The sequence below is a fragment of the Cerasibacillus quisquiliarum genome (assembly GCF_014202495.1).
GTDB classification, from domain to species: domain Bacteria; phylum Bacillota; class Bacilli; order Bacillales; family Amphibacillaceae; genus Cerasibacillus; species Cerasibacillus quisquiliarum.
Genome location: NZ_JACHHA010000001.1, coordinates 308,993 through 327,400 on the forward strand (window position 1 = coordinate 308,993; position 18,408 = coordinate 327,400).

The 18,408-nt window shown below is 36.0% G+C and carries 18 protein-coding genes; 13 read left to right on the forward strand and 5 right to left on the reverse strand.

Annotated features, from left to right (window positions below; genetic code table 11):
• The first annotated feature begins 15 nt into the window (after positions 1-15).
• The 3 genes from HNQ35_RS01485 (at position 16) to HNQ35_RS01495 (ending at position 2,337) form a co-directional block, all read left to right on the forward strand.
• Positions 16-909 carry an AEC family transporter gene (locus HNQ35_RS01485; RefSeq protein WP_146934709.1) on the forward strand — a complete coding sequence of 298 codons (894 nt, stop codon included), beginning with the start codon at positions 16-18 and terminating at the stop codon, positions 907-909.
• 15 nt (positions 910-924) lie between these two features.
• Complete coding sequence (locus tag HNQ35_RS01490; protein WP_146934706.1) at positions 925-1,716, forward strand: SDR family oxidoreductase; 792 nt, start codon at positions 925-927, stop codon at positions 1,714-1,716.
• A gap of 177 nt (positions 1,717-1,893) precedes the next feature.
• Positions 1,894-2,337, forward strand: a complete 444-nt coding sequence (locus HNQ35_RS01495; RefSeq protein ID WP_146934701.1) for a hypothetical protein — start codon at positions 1,894-1,896, stop codon at positions 2,335-2,337.
• 39 nt (positions 2,338-2,376) lie between these two features.
• Here HNQ35_RS01495 and ytaF read toward each other — a convergent pair whose 3' ends face one another.
• The gene (gene ytaF, locus HNQ35_RS01500; RefSeq protein ID WP_146934697.1) at positions 2,377-3,003 is read right to left on the reverse strand and encodes a sporulation membrane protein YtaF; all 627 of its coding nucleotides are present in this window, start codon (positions 3,001-3,003) and stop codon (positions 2,377-2,379) included.
• Positions 3,004-3,356: 353 nt separating this feature from the next.
• Here ytaF and HNQ35_RS01505 point away from each other — a divergent pair, with 353 nt between their 5' ends.
• On the forward strand, positions 3,357-5,528 hold the full coding sequence (locus tag HNQ35_RS01505; protein WP_146934693.1) for a DNA topoisomerase III: 2,172 nt from the start codon (positions 3,357-3,359) through the stop codon (positions 5,526-5,528).
• A gap of 110 nt (positions 5,529-5,638) precedes the next feature.
• Positions 5,639-5,878, forward strand: a complete 240-nt coding sequence (locus HNQ35_RS01510; protein ID WP_146934689.1) for a ferredoxin family protein — start codon at positions 5,639-5,641, stop codon at positions 5,876-5,878.
• 89 nt (positions 5,879-5,967) lie between these two features.
• Here HNQ35_RS01510 and HNQ35_RS01515 read toward each other — a convergent pair whose 3' ends face one another.
• Positions 5,968-6,108, reverse strand: a complete 141-nt coding sequence (locus HNQ35_RS01515) for a hypothetical protein (RefSeq protein ID WP_170226546.1) — start codon at positions 6,106-6,108, stop codon at positions 5,968-5,970.
• Between the two features lie 208 nt (positions 6,109-6,316).
• Here HNQ35_RS01515 and HNQ35_RS01520 point away from each other — a divergent pair, with 208 nt between their 5' ends.
• The 6 genes from HNQ35_RS01520 to HNQ35_RS01545 all read left to right on the forward strand — a co-directional run bounded on the left by HNQ35_RS01520 (position 6,317) and on the right by HNQ35_RS01545 (position 12,801).
• Positions 6,317-7,291 (forward strand): P1 family peptidase, encoded by a 975-nt coding sequence (locus HNQ35_RS01520; RefSeq protein WP_146934686.1) that lies wholly within the window; start codon positions 6,317-6,319, stop codon positions 7,289-7,291.
• An 81-nt stretch (positions 7,292-7,372) separates the two neighbouring features.
• Positions 7,373-7,918 carry a glutathione peroxidase gene (locus HNQ35_RS01525; protein ID WP_146934683.1) on the forward strand — a complete coding sequence of 182 codons (546 nt, stop codon included), beginning with the start codon at positions 7,373-7,375 and terminating at the stop codon, positions 7,916-7,918.
• Between the two features lie 330 nt (positions 7,919-8,248).
• Entirely contained in the window at positions 8,249-8,845 is a 597-nt protein-coding gene (locus HNQ35_RS01530) for a TetR/AcrR family transcriptional regulator (RefSeq protein WP_146934679.1), read from the forward strand.
• Positions 8,838-10,157 (forward strand): purine-cytosine permease family protein, encoded by a 1,320-nt coding sequence (locus HNQ35_RS01535; protein ID WP_146934675.1) that lies wholly within the window; start codon positions 8,838-8,840, stop codon positions 10,155-10,157. The genes HNQ35_RS01530 and HNQ35_RS01535 overlap by 8 nt, the downstream gene beginning before the upstream one ends.
• On the forward strand, positions 10,154-11,245 hold the full coding sequence (locus HNQ35_RS01540; RefSeq protein WP_146934672.1) for an S-methyl thiohydantoin desulfurase family protein: 1,092 nt from the start codon (positions 10,154-10,156) through the stop codon (positions 11,243-11,245). The genes HNQ35_RS01535 and HNQ35_RS01540 overlap by 4 nt, the downstream gene beginning before the upstream one ends.
• On the forward strand, positions 11,245-12,801 hold the full coding sequence (locus HNQ35_RS01545; RefSeq protein WP_146934669.1) for an ROK family protein: 1,557 nt from the start codon (positions 11,245-11,247) through the stop codon (positions 12,799-12,801). The genes HNQ35_RS01540 and HNQ35_RS01545 overlap by 1 nt, the downstream gene beginning before the upstream one ends.
• Before the next feature lie 61 nt (positions 12,802-12,862).
• On the opposite strand, the gene HNQ35_RS01550 is transcribed toward HNQ35_RS01545, so the two are convergent.
• The 3 genes from HNQ35_RS01550 to trpB form a co-directional block, all read right to left on the reverse strand.
• The gene (locus HNQ35_RS01550; protein WP_221261395.1) at positions 12,863-14,458 is read right to left on the reverse strand and encodes an aspartate:alanine exchanger family transporter; all 1,596 of its coding nucleotides are present in this window, start codon (positions 14,456-14,458) and stop codon (positions 12,863-12,865) included.
• A 94-nt stretch (positions 14,459-14,552) separates the two neighbouring features.
• The gene (locus HNQ35_RS14155; RefSeq protein WP_260173484.1) at positions 14,553-14,684 is read right to left on the reverse strand and encodes a hypothetical protein; all 132 of its coding nucleotides are present in this window, start codon (positions 14,682-14,684) and stop codon (positions 14,553-14,555) included.
• 54 nt (positions 14,685-14,738) lie between these two features.
• Positions 14,739-15,911, reverse strand: coding sequence for a tryptophan synthase subunit beta (gene trpB / locus HNQ35_RS01555; RefSeq protein ID WP_146934666.1), 1,173 nt, complete (start codon positions 15,909-15,911; stop codon positions 14,739-14,741).
• A gap of 240 nt (positions 15,912-16,151) precedes the next feature.
• Here trpB and HNQ35_RS01560 point away from each other — a divergent pair, with 240 nt between their 5' ends.
• On the forward strand, positions 16,152-16,460 hold the full coding sequence (locus HNQ35_RS01560; RefSeq protein WP_146934663.1) for a phasin family protein: 309 nt from the start codon (positions 16,152-16,154) through the stop codon (positions 16,458-16,460).
• A gap of 50 nt (positions 16,461-16,510) precedes the next feature.
• Positions 16,511-18,211, forward strand: a complete 1,701-nt coding sequence (locus HNQ35_RS01565) for an ABC1 kinase family protein (protein WP_221261396.1) — start codon at positions 16,511-16,513, stop codon at positions 18,209-18,211.
• Positions 18,212-18,408 lie beyond the last annotated feature (197 nt).

Consider the following 18,408-nt stretch of genomic DNA (forward strand, 5'->3'; position numbering starts at 1 on the left):
TATGGAGATGTCACCATGGGTGTGTTTTTCAGTGCAGTTTTACCAACGATTATTGTGTTTATACTTGGCTATTTGTTACAACGTACTCGATTTTTAGATGTGAAATCAATCTCGACAATGGCGATTTATATTTTTCTACCAGCACTCGTTTTTAAAAATTTATATGCATCTACATTTGATCAGCGATTTATCATTTTATTTCTATTTGCATTATGTTTGTTAATCGTATTGATCATTTTGAATAAAATATTTGCCGCATTATTCGGTTGGTCAAAAGCAACAGAGAGTGCGTCAATGTTAGCATCAGCCTTTATGAATGCTGGAAATTACGGTGCTCCGATTATTTATTTTGGTCTCGGAGAAGAGGCTTTCCCATATGCGATCTTTTTTATGGTTGTTCAATCTCTATTGATGAATTCATTTGGTGTCTATTATGCATCACGTGGGAAACGTTCGATTGGACAAGCCGTACTAACAATATTCAAGATGCCAGCAACTTATGCAGCACTTTTTGCATTTGTATTTCAAAAGTGCCAAATCGAACTAACTGAATCGATTTATTCAATGATTGGCCTTTTAGCTGATGGTTCGATTCCAGTGATGATGGTTGTTTTAGGCATGCAGCTTGCATCCATTAAAGGCTTAGAAATGAATTGGCAAGTCGTATCAACTTCTGTCATTTTGAAGATGTTTATCTCACCTTTTTTGGCTTTTTTATTCGTTCGTATTTTTTCAGTAGATCCTTTACTTGGCTCCGTCATGATTATTATTTCGGCTATGCCAACAGCTGTAACAACGACATTGTTTGCGGTAGAATTCGATGCCGAACCGGATCTTGTTTCAACAATTACTTTAATAACGACGGTTATGAGTGTTCTGACGTTAACACTTTTGTTAAATATATTATAACTGGAGGATGTTTAAATGGACTTAAACTTACATGGGAAATCAGTGATTATAACAGCGGCTAGTAAAGGCTTAGGTAAAGCAGTGGCTCTGGAATTTGTTAAGAATGGGGCACATGTGCTCATGAGTAGTCGTGATGAAGAAGCATTAAAAAAGGCAAAGGCAGAAATCATTGAACAGACGGGAAAAGACTCGATTGAATATATCGTTTGCGATATGAAAAAATCCGATCAAATTAAACGGATGGTTCAAAAGGCAGTGACATTATATGGAACAGTTGATGTATTAATTAATAATGCAGGTGGACCACCAGCGGGAATGTTTGAAGATCTGACAGATGATGATTGGTACCATGCGTTTGAATTAAATTTATTAAGCTTTGTTCGAACGATTCGTGAAGTGCTACCATTTATGAAAAGGCAACAAAGTGGGAGAATAGTGAATTTAAGTTCTTCATCAATTAAGGAAAGCATTGATCAGTTACTTTTATCCAATACGATGCGCCCGGGTGTTTTAGGACTTACGAAAAGCCTTTCACAGGAATTTGGTCCGTATCAAATTCTCATCAATACTGTTGGTCCTGGGACCATTATGACCGATAGAATAAAAGAGCTGAATGAAATCAATGCTAAAAGTCGTGGTGTATCAGTTGAGCAAGTCATTCAAGAAAAGGAATCGCTTATTCCTTTCAACCGATTTGGTCAACCAGATGAATTTGCAAAAGCTGTAGTTTTCTTAGCTTCTGGTGCGAACACATATATTACAGGACAGGCGTTAATTGTTGATGGCGGCATGGTAAAAGCGCTATAATGCTATTTCTCATAAATATGTCAATAATGACGAGATATGTGAAGCCATGCTCTATCAAGAACCATTTTATCTTAACTTTCGCTTATTAGGGAGTAGAAATCTGTGGCACTTTCCTCATAACTATGTTACAAATATTAAAGAAAGATAACGATAGCAGCTCTTGAGGAAGGGGATTATATGAAGCGGGTATTGTTTGCTTTATGTAGTATATTTCTTGTTATATTTTTAACAGCTTGTACTGGGACTGATCCAGATGAATCACTTGTTGAAGTAGAAGTTGACCGGATTCAGCAAACGAGTTTAGCTCCTTATTTAGGGACGATTAGTTTTGATATGAAGGATACACGGCGTGAAGGCGATTACTACTATTTGAATTATACAATCATGGCTAATGCTAAAGACGAATTTGCTGAATTAAGTCTTGCAGAAATTAATGATGTGATGAAAACGTCATTAAATGAATTAGGGTATGAAGCATTTGATTGTGGGGCTAAACGAGCAAAGTGTACAATTTATAATATTGTCGTTAATGTTGGGGGAAATAAATACGAAATCGGGCAATTCGATAAAACAGTAAAAATGAATGGTAATCCGTATGAAGACGACACAGAAGATGAATGAAAAAAGAGTGGCACTGTACCGGGACGGGCCACTCTTTTATTATAATAAAATATTTGTTAATCCAATTGTAATCAAAAGAATAGCAGGCAAAAAAGATAATTTTTGAAAATATTGTTTTTTAATGAGTATATGTCCAACATTAATGCCAAATAAGAGAAAAAGTCCACTCATTACAGCAATGAATAATGATGTCATAAAAGGTGGATAATTTAGCATTGCTGCACCGATTCCAGCTCCGAAAGCATCCATTGCTAAAGCAAATCCTAGTAGTAGAGCTTCTCCCCCTGATATATTACCAGATTGGTCAAGATCGGCTTTTTCTGGTGTTGTTAGTACTGTTTTAACGTCGTGGAGTGTCCCTTTTTCTGCTGAAGAAGAAATGAATTTATGTTTAGCTTTTGAACGATAGATTTGGAAGAGAGAAAACAGTCCTAATCCGATTAAGATTATTCCACCAATACATTCAGTATATTGAGCAGTGATTATTTGCTGTAGAAAGTCACCAACTAAAATAGCGAAAAATACCGTAATACCAGAGCAACACATGATAATGAGTATAGCTATTAATGGTACTTTAGTTTTGCGCATGCCATATGTCATTCCAACTCCAAATCCATCAATACTTACTGCAATAACTAAAAATAAAAAACCCATTATATATAACATATAACCAATCCTTTATATTAAAATTATAAGTTACAACAAATTTATTGTAGAACGCCTATGTCATGATTACCTATCTAAGTAACATAGGTAAGAATCTTTGTGCAGTGACAGTGATTGGGAAAAACATTGAATATGTCTAGATTAGAAGATACTAAGAAATTGAATGATTTACCTATAGTGTATGGTGAAATGTCATATTAGTATGGGCAAGATGGAAAAAAGTAAGGCGGATTATTGAGCCATCTAAATAACGGGGTCACACGCTAAATCATTTTACAAATAACTTACGGAATCGCTTATGTTCGGCTATTTATGATAAACTGTAAAGAGCGACTTAAAGAGAGGATTTTTTTATGAGTAAAACAGTTGTGTTAGCGGAAAAGCCGTCTGTCGGACGGGATATTGCGCGCGTTTTAAAATGTGGCAAAAAGGGCAATGGATATTTTGAAGGAAAAAAATATATTGTCACATGGGCATTAGGACATCTTGTTACATTAGCTCAGCCAGAAGCTTACGATAAAAAATATAAAACTTGGAAGTTAGAAGATCTTCCGATGCTTCCAGATAAAATGAAATTAATCGTTATTCGTCAGACGGGAAAACAATTTAATACAGTGAAGTCACAGCTTAACCGTAAAGACGTTAATGAGATTGTTATCGCGACAGATGCAGGGCGTGAAGGGGAGCTTGTTGCTCGCTGGATTATTGAAAAAGCACACGCTTGTAAACCGATAAAAAGATTATGGATTTCTTCAGTTACAGATAAAGCGATACGCGATGGATTTAACAACTTAAAACGAGGGAAAAAATACGAGAATTTATATGCATCAGCTGTTGCACGAGCAGAAGCAGATTGGTATGTCGGCTTAAACGCGACACGCGCACTGACGACAAAATTTAATGCACAGTTATCGAGTGGTCGTGTACAGACCCCGACTTTAGCGATGGTGGCGATGCGTGAAGAAGTGATCCGTTCATTTAAACCAAAAGTATTTTATGAACTCAAAGCAGTAACAGGTCGCACAGTCACATGGACATGGCAAAATAAGCAAAAACAATCGCGCATTTTTTCAAAAGAAAAAGCAGAAAACATACTCGAACGTGTAAAAAACAAACCGTTAATTGTGACAGATGTTAATAAAAAACATCGTAAAAAATATGCACCACAATTATATGATTTAACGGAATTACAACGTGATGCGAATCGGATATTTAATTTTTCAGGGAAAGAAACATTATCGATTATGCAGCGTTTATATGAGCGTCATAAAGTTCTAACGTACCCACGAACCGATTCACGCTATCTATCGACGGACATTGTACCAACAATAAATGAAAGATTAGATGCTTGTGGTGTGAACCAGTATGCAGCAACAGCTAGCCGTTTAAAACGAAAAAAATGGCAATTACCAAAGTCAGTCGTTGATAATACAAAAATAACTGACCATCATGCCATTATCCCGACAGAAGAGCCGGTCATTTTAGAAGATTTGGATGCGAAGGAACGAAAAATATATGACCTTGTGATTAAGCGATTTTTATCTGTCCTTTCCGATCCATATGAATATGTAGAGTTAACATTGATAGGGCAAATAGATGGTGAAACTTTTATTGCTCGAGGAAATTTTGTGAAAAAACACGGGTGGAAATCATTATATGATCGTTCGTTTGATGATGATGAAGATGAAAAGCCAATTCCATTGATGAAGAAAGGTGACCGTGTTGAACATGTGGATGTTCGAATAGCTCAAGGTGAAACGGAACCACCTGAACGCTTTACAGAAGGTACCTTACTAAAAGCGATGGAAAATCCAGCACGTTTTATGGATGAAGAAGATCAGCATCTTGCAAAAACATTACATGAAACGGGTGGCCTTGGTACAGTTGCAACAAGAGCTGATATCATTGATAAATTGTTCAATAGTTCCCTCATGGAGAAACGTGGAAAATATATCTACCTAACGTTAAAAGGAAAACAACTTCTTGAGCTTGTGCCAGAAGATTTACGTTCACCTGCCTTGACTGCTGAATGGGAAAAGAAATTAAATCAAATTGCTCAAGGAAAATTACGTAAACGAGTTTTTATTTCAGAAATCAAATCATATACAAAAGAGATTGTGCATGAAATAAAAATGAGTGAGGCAACATTTAAACACGATAACATTACCGGTACACAATGTCCAGATTGCGGAAAGCTCATGCTTGAAGTCAAAAATAAACATGGACGAATGCTTGTCTGTCAAGACCGTTCATGTGGACACCGAAAAAACATTGCGAAAACGACCAATGCACGCTGTCCAAATTGTCATAAACGAATGGAACTACGTGGTGAAGGTGAAGGGCGAACTTTTTATTGTCGTTGTGGTCATCGTGAGAAGTTATCAACTTTTAATAAACGCCGTCAACATGCGAAAAAACATCATGTATCACGTAAAGATGTCAATCGATATTTAAAGAAACAAGATGATGGCTTTAAAAATAATCCTTTTGCCGAGGCGTTAGCAAAGTTAAAGAAAAATGACTAAACTGACATGATGATACAATACGAGTTGCAAGCTAATTGCTTGCAACTCGTATGTCGTGTATCATAATAATTGGTATGCATAAACTAAGAAATTAGGGAGGTATTACATAGATGGCTTTTGTTATTTTAGATCCATGCAAAAATGAAAAAGCTGCAGAATGTGTTAGTGTCTGCCCAGTAGATTGTATTGAAGAAGGACCTGATCAATTTTATATAGATCCTGACGTATGTATTGACTGTGGAGCATGTCTCGCTGTCTGCCCAGTTGATGCTATCGTTGAAGAATATGATCTCACACCAGAGCAAGAAGTTTATCTTGAGAAGGCAGAAGACTTTTTCGCTAATAGATAGACAGCTTTAAAGTATAATTGAACAGAGAGAGTCATCAAAAAACCGCTAACCTCATCGGCTAGCGGTTTTATTTATATGTACGGGCTGACTTAATGTTCTTTTTCTACTTTTTCAGCGAGTTTCGCAGCAATCCAGCGTTTAGCTGTCGCTTTTTCTACTTCATATACTTTTCCTGAACGAAGTAGTTGTCCACGGTATGCTGTTTGAACATTCATCTTTACTTTTTCCATAAAAAATCGCCCCTTTAATACAAATCTACTTTAATTATAACAGGTTATGACATGTTTTTTAATTCGCGAGGACTAAATGAAACGAATTTGTTAATATATTGATATAAAAGAGAAACAAATCTTCATTTCTCTCGATATATTTTCAAAATATATGCCATTTATTTTATTAAATTGTAAAATAAAATGATATAAAAATGAGGTGTTGTTCATGTTTTTCGGAAATATTACTGATGTGCCTGGTATTAAAGTGGGACATATGGAAAATACGAAGGGATTAACAGGGTGCTCCGTTTTAGTGGTTGAGGAAGGGGCTGTTTGTGGTGTCGATGTACGTGGATCTGCACCAGGGACACGTGAAACCGATTTACTGGACCCGATTCATTTAGTGGACAAGGTTCATGCAATCACCTTATCTGGGGGGAGTGCATTTGGTTTAGAAGCAGCAGATGGTGTCATGCAATATCTGGAGGAGCAGGGGATAGGTTTTGATGTCGGTGTCGCGAAAGTCCCGATAGTACCAGGTGCTGTCCTATTTGACTTGGCAGTAGGTGATGCTGAGATTCGCCCCGATAAAGCGATGGGGTATCAAGCTGCTAAACAAGCAAGAAAGGGCTCTTTTCCATTTGGTAATGTAGGTGCTGGATGTGGTGCGACCGTTGGAAAGATACTTGGAATGAAGCATTGTATGAAAGGTGGATTAGGCAGTGCCTCGATTCGTCTTGAAAATGGGATTGTTGTTGGCGCGATCGTTGCTGTGAATGCAGTTGGTGATATTCGTGATCCAAAGAATGGTTCGATATTAGCTGGTCCTATTAACCCAGAGACAAATGAAATTATGGACAGTATTGCTATTATGCAATCAAATCCCGAAACGTTTGCAAAGCCAGGAGCCAATACGACAATTGGTGTTGTTGCAGCCAATGTGACACTCACAAAAGCAGAAGCGAAAAAGATTGCTCAAATGACTCACAATGCTTTCGCTAAAACAATCTATCCAGCGCATACGATGTTTGACGGTGATACGATTTTTGCACTCGGAACAGATAAACAATCAGCTTCGATTGATTTAATTGGTAGTATAGCTGTAAAAGTAATGGAAGAGGCAATTGTTCGTGCCATTACTTTTGCAGAAGAAGTAGAAAATATCCCTTCATATAAAAGTTTTAACAACGTTAATCGCTAATATATAAGCATTTACTTTTATAATCTTAATAATCACTATATAATAATTATTACATAGTAATTATTATAAAGAGGGGATGTTATGTCTATATATCAATTTAAAGTAACAACATTAAAAGGAGAACAAGTGACTTTAGAACAGTTTAAAGATAAAGTTCTTTTAATCGTAAATACCGCAAGTAAGTGTAGATTTACATATCAGTTCGAGCAGTTACAACAGTTATATTTAACGTTCGACAAACAAGATTTTGAAATACTAGGTTTCCCTTGTAATCAATTTGCTGAACAAGAACCTGGAACGAGTGATGAAGCAGCACAATTTTGCCGAGCAAACTATGGTGTATCATTTCCAATGTTTGCAAAAATTAATGTGAACGGTGTAAATGAGGATCCATTATTTCGTTATTTAAAACAAAAAGCACCTTTCCGTGGCTTTGATGAAACAAATATAGAAGAAAAGTTGTTAAAAATGCGTCTTGCTAATGAATACCCAGAATGGTTAGTTGGAGATTCTATAAAGTGGAATTTTACAAAATTTCTAATTGATAAAGAGGGGACAGTTGTAAACCGATTTGAACCATCAGTTGAACCGACAACATTTGAAGATGAAATTAGACAATTACTATGATGAAATGAAAAATTGAATGAACCATATAAAAATAAAAGAAGCGTATGAGATCAAATTTATTCATGTTGATTTCATACGCTTTTTTAAAACTTTTCTGTAGATGATTGTATGTTTAATTTTTATCGTAATCTATTTTAGAAGTAATAAATACTGTTTCTGTCTTGTAATAGTTGTGTTTATACGAACTTTTATAAAAGTCTATTGTGAGAATGAATTAATTTTATTATCAACTATCGAAAATAACATTATTAAATAAATACACAGAAAATATTGACTAACGAAAATGTTAATGCTATGATACCTAATAAACATTAGTTAGGTGGTGAGAATATGACACGAGAAAAGCTTATTTTAGCAGCAATTAATAATTTTTCTGAGCATGGCTATCATGGTGCTACGATGGCCAAAATAGCCAAAGACGTTGATATTAAGCCAGCTTCCATTTATTATTTTTTTAAAAATAAAGAGGAATTATTTAAAGCAGCTTTAGAACATATTTTAGAAAACCATTTTACAAGTATGAAAAGAACATTTGAAACATCTAAAGCTAAACCAATTAATGATCTGTTGTGTAACTTATTGGATTCGATTGTAAAACATCATACGACTTATACTGAAGAAACGCGAGCATATGTAACAATGATTACTGCTCCAATTCCAAAAATAAAAGAAACTATTATGGCATATTTGGATTCATATCATACATGGCTCGTAAAACGATTATTGAACATAATCATATTGAATCATCCTGAATTAAATAGACATGATATTCGTAAATTAATTGATTACTTCATCTTTATTGGTAATGGTCTTTTCTGGGGCGTCATTATTTATAATGAAACGTGTTTGCAAAAAAATATTGAACAAGCTCATTATTTAATAAATCAATATATAATAGATAATTTTGGGAGGGAATACTTTGGATAATGAAAAGAATAAATTAATAGACGATTACGAGTTAGAACCAGTTCCAGATGATAAAAGAAAAGGTTGGGTAAAATTAACTTTAGTTTGGATTGCAGGTATTATCGCCTTATCTGCCACCGCTTTAGGTGGCGCCCTCGGTAGTGGAATGTCACTTAATGAAGCAATCGTATCCACGTTAATTGGTACATTTTTATTATCTCTTATTAGTGTCATTTGTTGTATTGTCGGTGCGAAAACAGGTTTATCAACTTCATTAGTTTCATCTTTTGCTTTAGGAAGGTATGGCTCAATGGCTGTATCAGTTATTATAGCTATTTCTTTATTTGGTTGGTTTGGTGTCCAGCTTGATTTGTTTGGCTCAAGTTTAAATAAAGTTATTTTAGATGTATTTAATGTAAATATTTCTCCATCTTTGTTGATGATTATCGGTGGAATATTGATGACTATAACAGCAACCATCGGATATAATGCAATAGAAAAACTAAGTGTTTTAGCTGTTCCGTTACTCGCCATACTATTAATAGGTTCCGTATATGTTGTAAGTTCTTCATTTACTTATGCTGAACTAAATACAGCTCCGCTAACAAGCACACCATTAACAATTGGAATGGGGATATCAGTAGTGATTGGTTCATTGGCTGTTGGTGCCATCATTGGACCAGATATTTCACGATATGCTAAGTCAGTAAAAGATGCAGTCATTTCATCGATGTTAGGTTACTTTGTCGGATATAGTATTGTGTTAATTATATCGGCGATCCTTGCAAAAGCAACATCTGAAGTTGATGTCGTTGCCATAATGATTGGCATTGGTTGGGGAACAGGTGGTATGCTTGTACTCATTTTAGCGCAATGGACGACAAACAACACCAATTTATATTCGTCAGCACTAGGCTTTTCAGTCGTATTTAGACGTGTTTCTAAATATGTTTTAACGATCATTGCTGGTTTAATAGGAACGGCTTTTGCCATTGCAGGTATTTACACACAGTTTATTCCATTTTTAAATGTGTTAAGTATTTTAATACCACCAATTGGTGGAGTTTACACAGCTGATTTCATTTTTCGACATAAGCAGTATTCATTTAATAATATAGACAAGATACCTAAAATCAGATTATCTAGTCTACTAACATGGACATTAGCATCGATCGTTGCATTTATGACAACGCCTGCACCAACAGGATTTGGTTTATTTACATTAACAGGTGCATCGGGTGTAGACGCGTTTTTATTTGCTTTTACACTTCAGTTCATTAGAGGTTTAATTGGACAAAGAAGAACAGCTGAAAAAGGAGAGATCATTGTATGAGATACTTAGGGATTGAAGAAATAGAAAATATAGCAATTGGCGCAGCTTTATTAGGAACAGGTGGTGGAGGCGATCCATATATTGGGAAGATAATGGCCATTCAAGCTATAGAAGAATTTGGTCCTATACCATTATTAGATATTACCGAACTGGAAGATGATGATATTGTTGTTCCATCAGCAATGATGGGAGCTCCGACTGTCATGGTAGAAAAAATTCCTAGTGGTGAAGAAGCATTAGCATCATTTAAAGCTTTAGAAAAAGTTCTAAACAAAAAAATAAAAGCAACCATGCCAATAGAAGCAGGGGGTGTCAATTCACTTCTTCCTTTGGCTTTGGCTGCAAGGATAGGTTTACCTGTAGTAGATGGTGACGGCATGGGTAGAGCGTTCCCTGAATTACAAATGGTAACCTTCTATTTAGAAGGAGTATCTACAACGCCATTGGTTCTAGCAGATGAAAAGGGTAATAATCTCGTTTTAAATACAATAGATGGGCTGTGGGCCGAAAAGATTGCTCGTTCTGCCACAATGGTTATGGGTGGATCTGTAATGAATGCAATCTATCCAATGACAGGTAGACAAGTAAAGCAATCAGCCATATACCGTACATTAACGTTAGAAGAAAAAATCGGGCGTACCATTCGTGAAGCAAAATCAAATGGATTGAATGCTATAGATGAAGTGTTGACATTACTAAATGGATTTAAATTATTTACTGGAAAAATAGTAGATATTGATCGTCAAACGGATGGTGGATTTGTTAAAGGTCAAGCGAAGATTAGTGGTTTAGATTCAAACAAAGGTGAGAATGCTTATATAAATTTTCAAAATGAACATCTAATTGCTAAAACAGATTCAAATATTTTATGTATGACACCTGATTTAATAACTGTATTGGATTCAGAAACTGCCTTACCAATTACTACAGAAGGCATGCGTTATGGTTCACGCGTGACATTAATTGGTATTCCGTGTGATGAAAAGTGGCGTACGCCAAAAGGAATCGAAGTTGCAGGTCCAAGATATTTTGGTTATGATTATGATTTTATTCCAGTTGAAAAATTAAATGAAAGGAATGATCAGTAGTGGTATACCGTTTAGGAATTGATGTAGGTGGTACTAATACCGATGGTGTATTATTGGATGAAGATATGAATGTGATTTATTCAGTCAAAACTCCTACCACTGATGATATAGAGACGGGAATTTATCGTGCGATAGAAAAAATTGTTGAACAAGCAACGATAGACACTAAAGAAATAAATTTTGCGATGTTAGGTACAACACAATGCACAAATGCAATAGTAGAGAGAAAAAATTTAAATAATGTAGCCATTATTCGAATTGGTGCTCCAGCTGGAACAGCAATCAAACCGTTAGCTGGTGTACCACAAGATTTGAAAGATATCTTAGGATCTAATATGTTTATTATTCGTGGAGGACATGAATTTAATGGTTCGGAGATTGCTTCTTTTGATGAAGATAAGGTCAAAAGAATCGGTGAACAATTAATTGGAAAAGTAGATTCTATTGCCATTACGTCTATTTTTTCACCAGTAAATAAAGAACATGAAATAAGAGCAAAAGACATTTTACAAGAAGTGATGGGAGATGACATTTCGATTTCTTTATCAAGTGAGATAGGAAGTATTGGTCTATTAGAGCGTGAAAATGCAACGATTTTAAATGCGTCTATTATTGATGTTGCTAGAAGAACAGCGGATGGCTTTGAAAATGCTTTAGAAAAGCACGGTATAAAAGCGAAAGTATTTTTCTGTCAAAATGATGGGACATTAATGTCAAAAGCTTATACATTAAAATACCCTATTTTAACGGTTGCATGTGGACCAACAAATAGCTTACGTGGTGCATCTTTCTTATCAAATAATACAGATGCAATCATTGTAGATGTAGGGGGAACAACAACAGATATAGGTGTGCTTGTTAAAGGTTTCCCAAGACAGTCTTCAATAGCCGTGGAGTTAGGCGGAGTTCGTACTAACTTCCGTATGCCAGATATAAATTCAATCGGCCTTGGCGGCGGGACAATTATACACATTAATGAAGATTCATTTACAATTGGTCCTGACAGTGTAGGACATCGTTTGCACGAAGAAGCAATGATATTTGGGGGAAATACATTGACAGCTACAGATGTAGTTGTCGGTCTAGGTCTTTTGGATTTAGGTAACCGGGAGCTTGTTAGTCACCTAAAGCAATCATTATTAGAAGATATCTATAAATCTATGATTGAAATGGTTGAAGAAGCTGTGGATAAGGTTAAAACAAGTGCATTAGATATGCCAGTCGTTTTAGTTGGTGGTGGAAATGTTTTATTACCAACAGAGTTAAAAGGAGCTTCACAAGTGTTTAGACCAAATAATGGTCATGTTGCTAATGCAATTGGTTCAGCTATTTCTCAAATTAGTGGAGAAATTGAAAAAATATTTTCAATAAATAAAGAAAATCGTGAAGAAATATTAAAAAAGGCACAACAAATGGCTATTCAAGAAACAATTAATGCAGGTGCTAATGAAACAAAAGTAGAAATAGTTGATATGGAACATGTCCCATTAGCTTATTTACCAGGAAATGCAACACGTGTGAAAGTTAAGGCTGCCGGCGAGCTGGCACTTAAATAATTTCTGTGTACAAAAATGAAAAGCCCGAAAGTATCGTACTTTCGGGCTTTTTTATCATTAATTAAAGAAAAAACACAATCAACTGAGCAGCGATGGCAACAAAAATGAGCGCAAATGGATATGCAGCTGCATAAGCAATCGCTGGATCTTCTGAATCAATTAGCTGATTGAGTGCTCCTAATGCAGGTGTGCTCGTCATACCGCCACTTAAAGCACCTAACGAATGAACAACGCTCAATTTAAAGATTTTTTTACTTATAAGATAACCGAAAACAATTGGTATGATGGTGATGAGCGTTCCAGCAAGAACGAGCTTCAATCCTTCAGTTTGAATGACGTCAATGAGTCCCTGACCGGCTGTCGTTCCCGCTCCAGCTAAAAATAGCACTAATCCTAACTCTTGAATGACTTGATTGGCAGGTCCATAATAACGCACATGAATGGGACCTAAGCGACCGAAATGCCCGATGATTAAGGCGACGAACAAAGGTCCACCAGCAATACCTAATGTTATCGTGCCGAAACCTGGTATGTTGATTGGGATCATTCCAACTAATATACCTAGCAATAAAATGGTACTGATAGAAAAAATATGGACATTTGTAACCGTTAATTTTTTCTTCGAGAAGAGTTTTTCTATTTCCTTTAAACGGTCCTCTGTACTGACGACAGTAAGAACATCTCCACGAATAAGCGGCATGTTCGGATTTTGTCTGATTTCGATTCCATTCCGAACAATGCGGGTGACTGTTGCTCCGTATGTTTGCCGAAGATTTAGTTCTTTTAAACTCTTTCCAATTAATTCATCTGATTCAACGGTTATTTTCTGAAGTTGAATGTTGTCCGGGTTCTCTAAATCGACATCAACTTTTTTACCAATTTCCTTACTAAAGGCATCGAGCTCGGGTTGCACTCCAACAGCAACTAGTTTATCTCCTAGTAATATGACACTATCACTAAGGGCGATCATTGTTTGTCTATTACGAATAATCCGACTAATGACAATCGACTTCTTACTAAAGTCCAATTCCCGTAACGTTTTTTTATGAAATTTTGAATTGGTAACAATAACTTTAATCATTTCTGGTGATTGTTCTGTTTTAATCGGATCTTTCGCTTTTTGTAAATCTTTTTTCAAATCTATATTTGCTATCCGTGGTAAAAGCTGAACAAATAATACGACGGCTAATACGCCGAAAGGATAGGCAATCCCATATCCTACTGATGCAAGTGGATCACCAGTCGCTTGAAGTGCAGCTGCTAAGCCAGGTGTACTTGTTAATGCACCTGTCATTAAGCCAACACTCAAAGCAGGTGAGATATGAAAGGTCTTCGCTACAATAATCGTTGTGATAACTGAAATCGTAACGATGACTAAGGCGATGATTCCGAAAATCATTCCTTTTGAACGCATCATCCGGAAAAAACTAGGTCCAGCTTGAAGGCCAATGGCGACAATGAACAAACTGAGTCCAAGGTTTTGGATAATTGGTGAAACTTCATAGCCAAAATGCCCGAACACCATAGCAACAAGTAAAACACCAGCTGCTCCTAGGCTGAGTCCTTTTATTTTTATTTGTCCCAACCAAGAGCCAAGAAATAAAATGACAAAAACTAAAATAAGTGGTTCGTTAAGTAGTTCAATCAACTGTTCCATCTATTACTCCTTAAGGTAAATATTGTTTATCCTATCTATTAGTGTACAAAATAAAGCTATGATTTTCGACTAATGACTGAATAAAGGACTTATTTTAATAACGCGCTTGGTTTAAAAAATCGAGCGCTGCGACCGCAAAATCGAGCACTGCCGCCCAGGAATCGAGCGCCGCGCCCCAGAAATCGAGCGCCACCAGCGCAATCTCAACCCCGAAATAAATCATCATAAAAGCCTTGCAATCCATCATTGAGACTTTGCAAGGCTTTCTGAACTGTATTTATTATTTTTGTTTCATCATATCAAATATTTGTGCGACATCCTTATCACCGCGGCCAGATAAGTTAACAATAATACATTCGCTTTTGTTTAATTCTTTTGCTAGTTTTATCGCGTGAGCAATAGCGTGTGAACTTTCTAGAGCTGGTATAATCCCTTCTGTTTTTGACAATAGGTGAAAAGCATTCAATGCTTCTTCACTTGTGACTGTTACATATTCAGCGCGTCCAGTTGTTTTTAAATAACTATGCTCTGGACCGATTCCAGGATAATCTAATCCAGCTGCAATGGAATGAGTTGGACTAGGTTCACCGTTTTCGTTTAACAACGTTAAACTTTTGAATCCGTGTAAGACAGCGGTTTTCCCTTTTGTTAATGAAGCGGCTTCTGCTGGTTCGACACCGATAAGCCGGACATCTTTTTCAGCAATAAAATGTGCAAAAGCTCCGATTGCATTACTGCCTCCACCAGTACAAGCAACAACAGCTGTCGGAAGTTTCCCTTCCTTTTTCAAAATTTGCCGTTTAGCTTCGTCACTAATAACAGATTGAAAATGCTTAACAATCGTCGGATATGGATGTGGCCCAACAGCTGAACCTAATAAATAAAATGTGTCTTTATAGTTTTGCACCAAATCTTCGAGCGCAATATCAACAGCATCTTTTAAACGACCTTCACCTTTATCAACTGAAACAACTTCTGCACCGAGTAATTCCATTCGGAAGACATTCAATGCTTGACGTTCTGCATCGACTTTTCCCATATACACAGTACAAGGTAAATCGAACATCGCTGCTGCTGTCGCTGTTGCAACACCGTGCTGTCCTGCACCTGTTTCGGCAATAATTCGCTTGGCCCCCATACGTTTCGCTAATAATATTTGCCCAATCGCATTATTAATTTTATGGGCGCCAGTATGATTTAAATCTTCACGTTTTAAATATATTTTAGCGCCACCGATTTTTTTAGTTAGATTTTTAGCAAATGTAAGCGGGTTTTCACGTCCGACATATTCTGTTAAATAGTATTGGAAATCTGCCTGAAAGTCACGATCATCTTTAAATAGTTCAAATGCTTCATCAAGCTGTGTCATCACTTTTTGTAAACCTTCAGGTATGAAGCTCCCACCAAACTCACCAAAAAAACCTTTCTCAGCTACTTGCTCATTCATACTCATCTCTAACTCATCTCTCCTCTATTCTCTTGTTTAAAACGAAAAGCAGAAAGTGATCTGCTTTTGTTTAATAAATACTACGAAAACTTTCACCATCTGTCAAATAAATGACTAATAATGACTTTATTTGTTACTCATATGTCATTTGTTAGTCGGCAAAACAAAATGTAAAATGTTATACTGAAAGTAGAAACGATATGTTTTTAGACTCAAGACATTCCATTCCAAAAGGAGCGAACTAAAATGAAGAATATGATTAAAAAAGGTTTAACTTTAGGATTAGGACTCGCTATTACAACGAAAGAACAAGCTGAAAAAGTAGTTGAAGAACTCGTTGAAAAAGGAGAATTGACTAAGCAAGAGTCAAAAGAATTTGTTGATGAATTAGTCGTAAAAGGTGAAGAAGCGAAAAAAGATTTAGATGAACGCATTGAGCAAAAACTAAAGCAAATATTAGATGAGCTAAACCTAGCGACAAAAGAAGAAGTTGATGCACTTAAACAACGCGTAAAGCAATTGGAAAAAGCTTTAGGTGAAACTGAGTCCAAATAAAGATAACTGTAATTTATAGGTAGAAATTATGCTACTATGAGCTAGCCACAATGACAAAGGGAGGGATTTCAATTTTTCAAAAACGTATAAGACATATTCAACGCTATCGTGATATTGTCAAAGCCTTTTCACGAAATGGCTTCGGTTATATTGCTGATGAATTAGGGCTTTACGATTTAGTTTCCCTCCCAAAACGGATGTTTACAAAAGAACCATTTGAAAGGGAAAAGAAAACGACTGGAGAACGTATCCGTTTATTTTTAGAAGAGTTAGGTCCGACATTTGTTAAGTTAGGCCAATTTGCAAGTACACGTCCTGATATTTTACCAGATGCTATTATAATTGAATTAAAAAAATTACAAGACGATGTTGCGCCATTTCCTTATGAAGATGTACGAGAAATAATAGAAAATGAATTGGGTGTTTCAATAGATACGTCTTTTAAATCTTTCCATAAAACGCCAATTGCAGCAGCATCAATCGGACAAGTTCATGAAGCGACTCTTCATACAGATGAACGTGTCGCTGTGAAAATACAGCGTCCCAACATCCAAGCGACTATAAAGACGGACATAGAAATACTGCAAGATCTAGCTATATTAGCTGAAATGCGGCTAGAAATCGCTGCTCGCTATCGTGTGAAAGAGATGATTAAGGAATTCGCAAAATTTCTTATGAAAGAATTGGATTACAGACAAGAAGCGCGGAATGGTGAAAGAATTAAAAAGATGTTTCAAAATAATCACCATATCCATGTGCCAACCGTTTATTGGGAACAGACAACAGATAAAGTATTAACAATGGAATATGTTGAAGGAATTAAATTGGATCATGTGAAGACGCTTCGTGAAAAAGGAATGGATAGTTTATTAATAGCTGAACATTTTGTTGAAGCGATGTTCCAGCAAATTTTTAAAGAGGGCTTTTTCCACGCTGACCCACATCCAGGAAATATTCTTGTCCAACAGGATCAAAAGTTAATTTTCATGGATTTCGGCATGGTCGGCCACTTGACACCAGAAATGAAAGAGCATCTAGCTTCATTTGTTATCGCCTTAATGCGCCAGCAAACAGATGGTATTATAAAAGCTATTTCTGAGATGGGAATGCTTCCTGAAAATGTAGATATGCGTGAATTATATAATGACTTAGAACATCTCCGAGTAAAATACTATGATGTACCAATAAGTGATATCCATTTAGGTGAAGCTATTCAGGATCTATTCTCAGTATCATATGAACATCATATTTATTTACCACATGAGTTAACTTTATTAGGAAAAACATTGCTCATGGTAGAAGGAATTGTAGAGAAACTCCATCCAAAACTAAGCATCGTAAAGATGGCGGAACCATTCGGCCGTGAGTTGTTAATAGAAAAATATCATCCGAAAACATTAGCTCAAGACATGTATAAGAGCTTTGTTGAGTATAAAGAGTTGATTTCTAACTTACCTATTTCTATTAGACAATTAAAGTCGATTATTAAACACGGAAAAATTCGTATGGAAATCACGTCTCCAGAGCTCGATCGTTCATTAAAAAAGCTCGATCGTATTAGCAACCGACTGTCATTTAGCATTGTGCTACTCGCTTTTAGTATTTTTATGGCGGGTCTCATTATCGGATCAGCCTTAGTACGGCAATCAACTCTTCTCTGGGATATCCCTGTTATAGAGATTGGCTTTATCGTAGCAGCCTTCATGTTTTTATGGATTATATATGCGATATTAAAATCTGGGCGTTTTTAGTAAATGCTCAGATTTTTTTAGTATACTGAATGATCTCCACGTATATTAGAATCGCATCTCAGAAAAAATTACGTGTCTGTTCGATTCTTAAGAGACTTTATTTAGAAAGATAGCCCGCTTTTTTAAAAGTAAAATAATAGACATATTTCCTCATAAGCTAGAAATCTGATACAATATATAACATCTTATAAAATTTT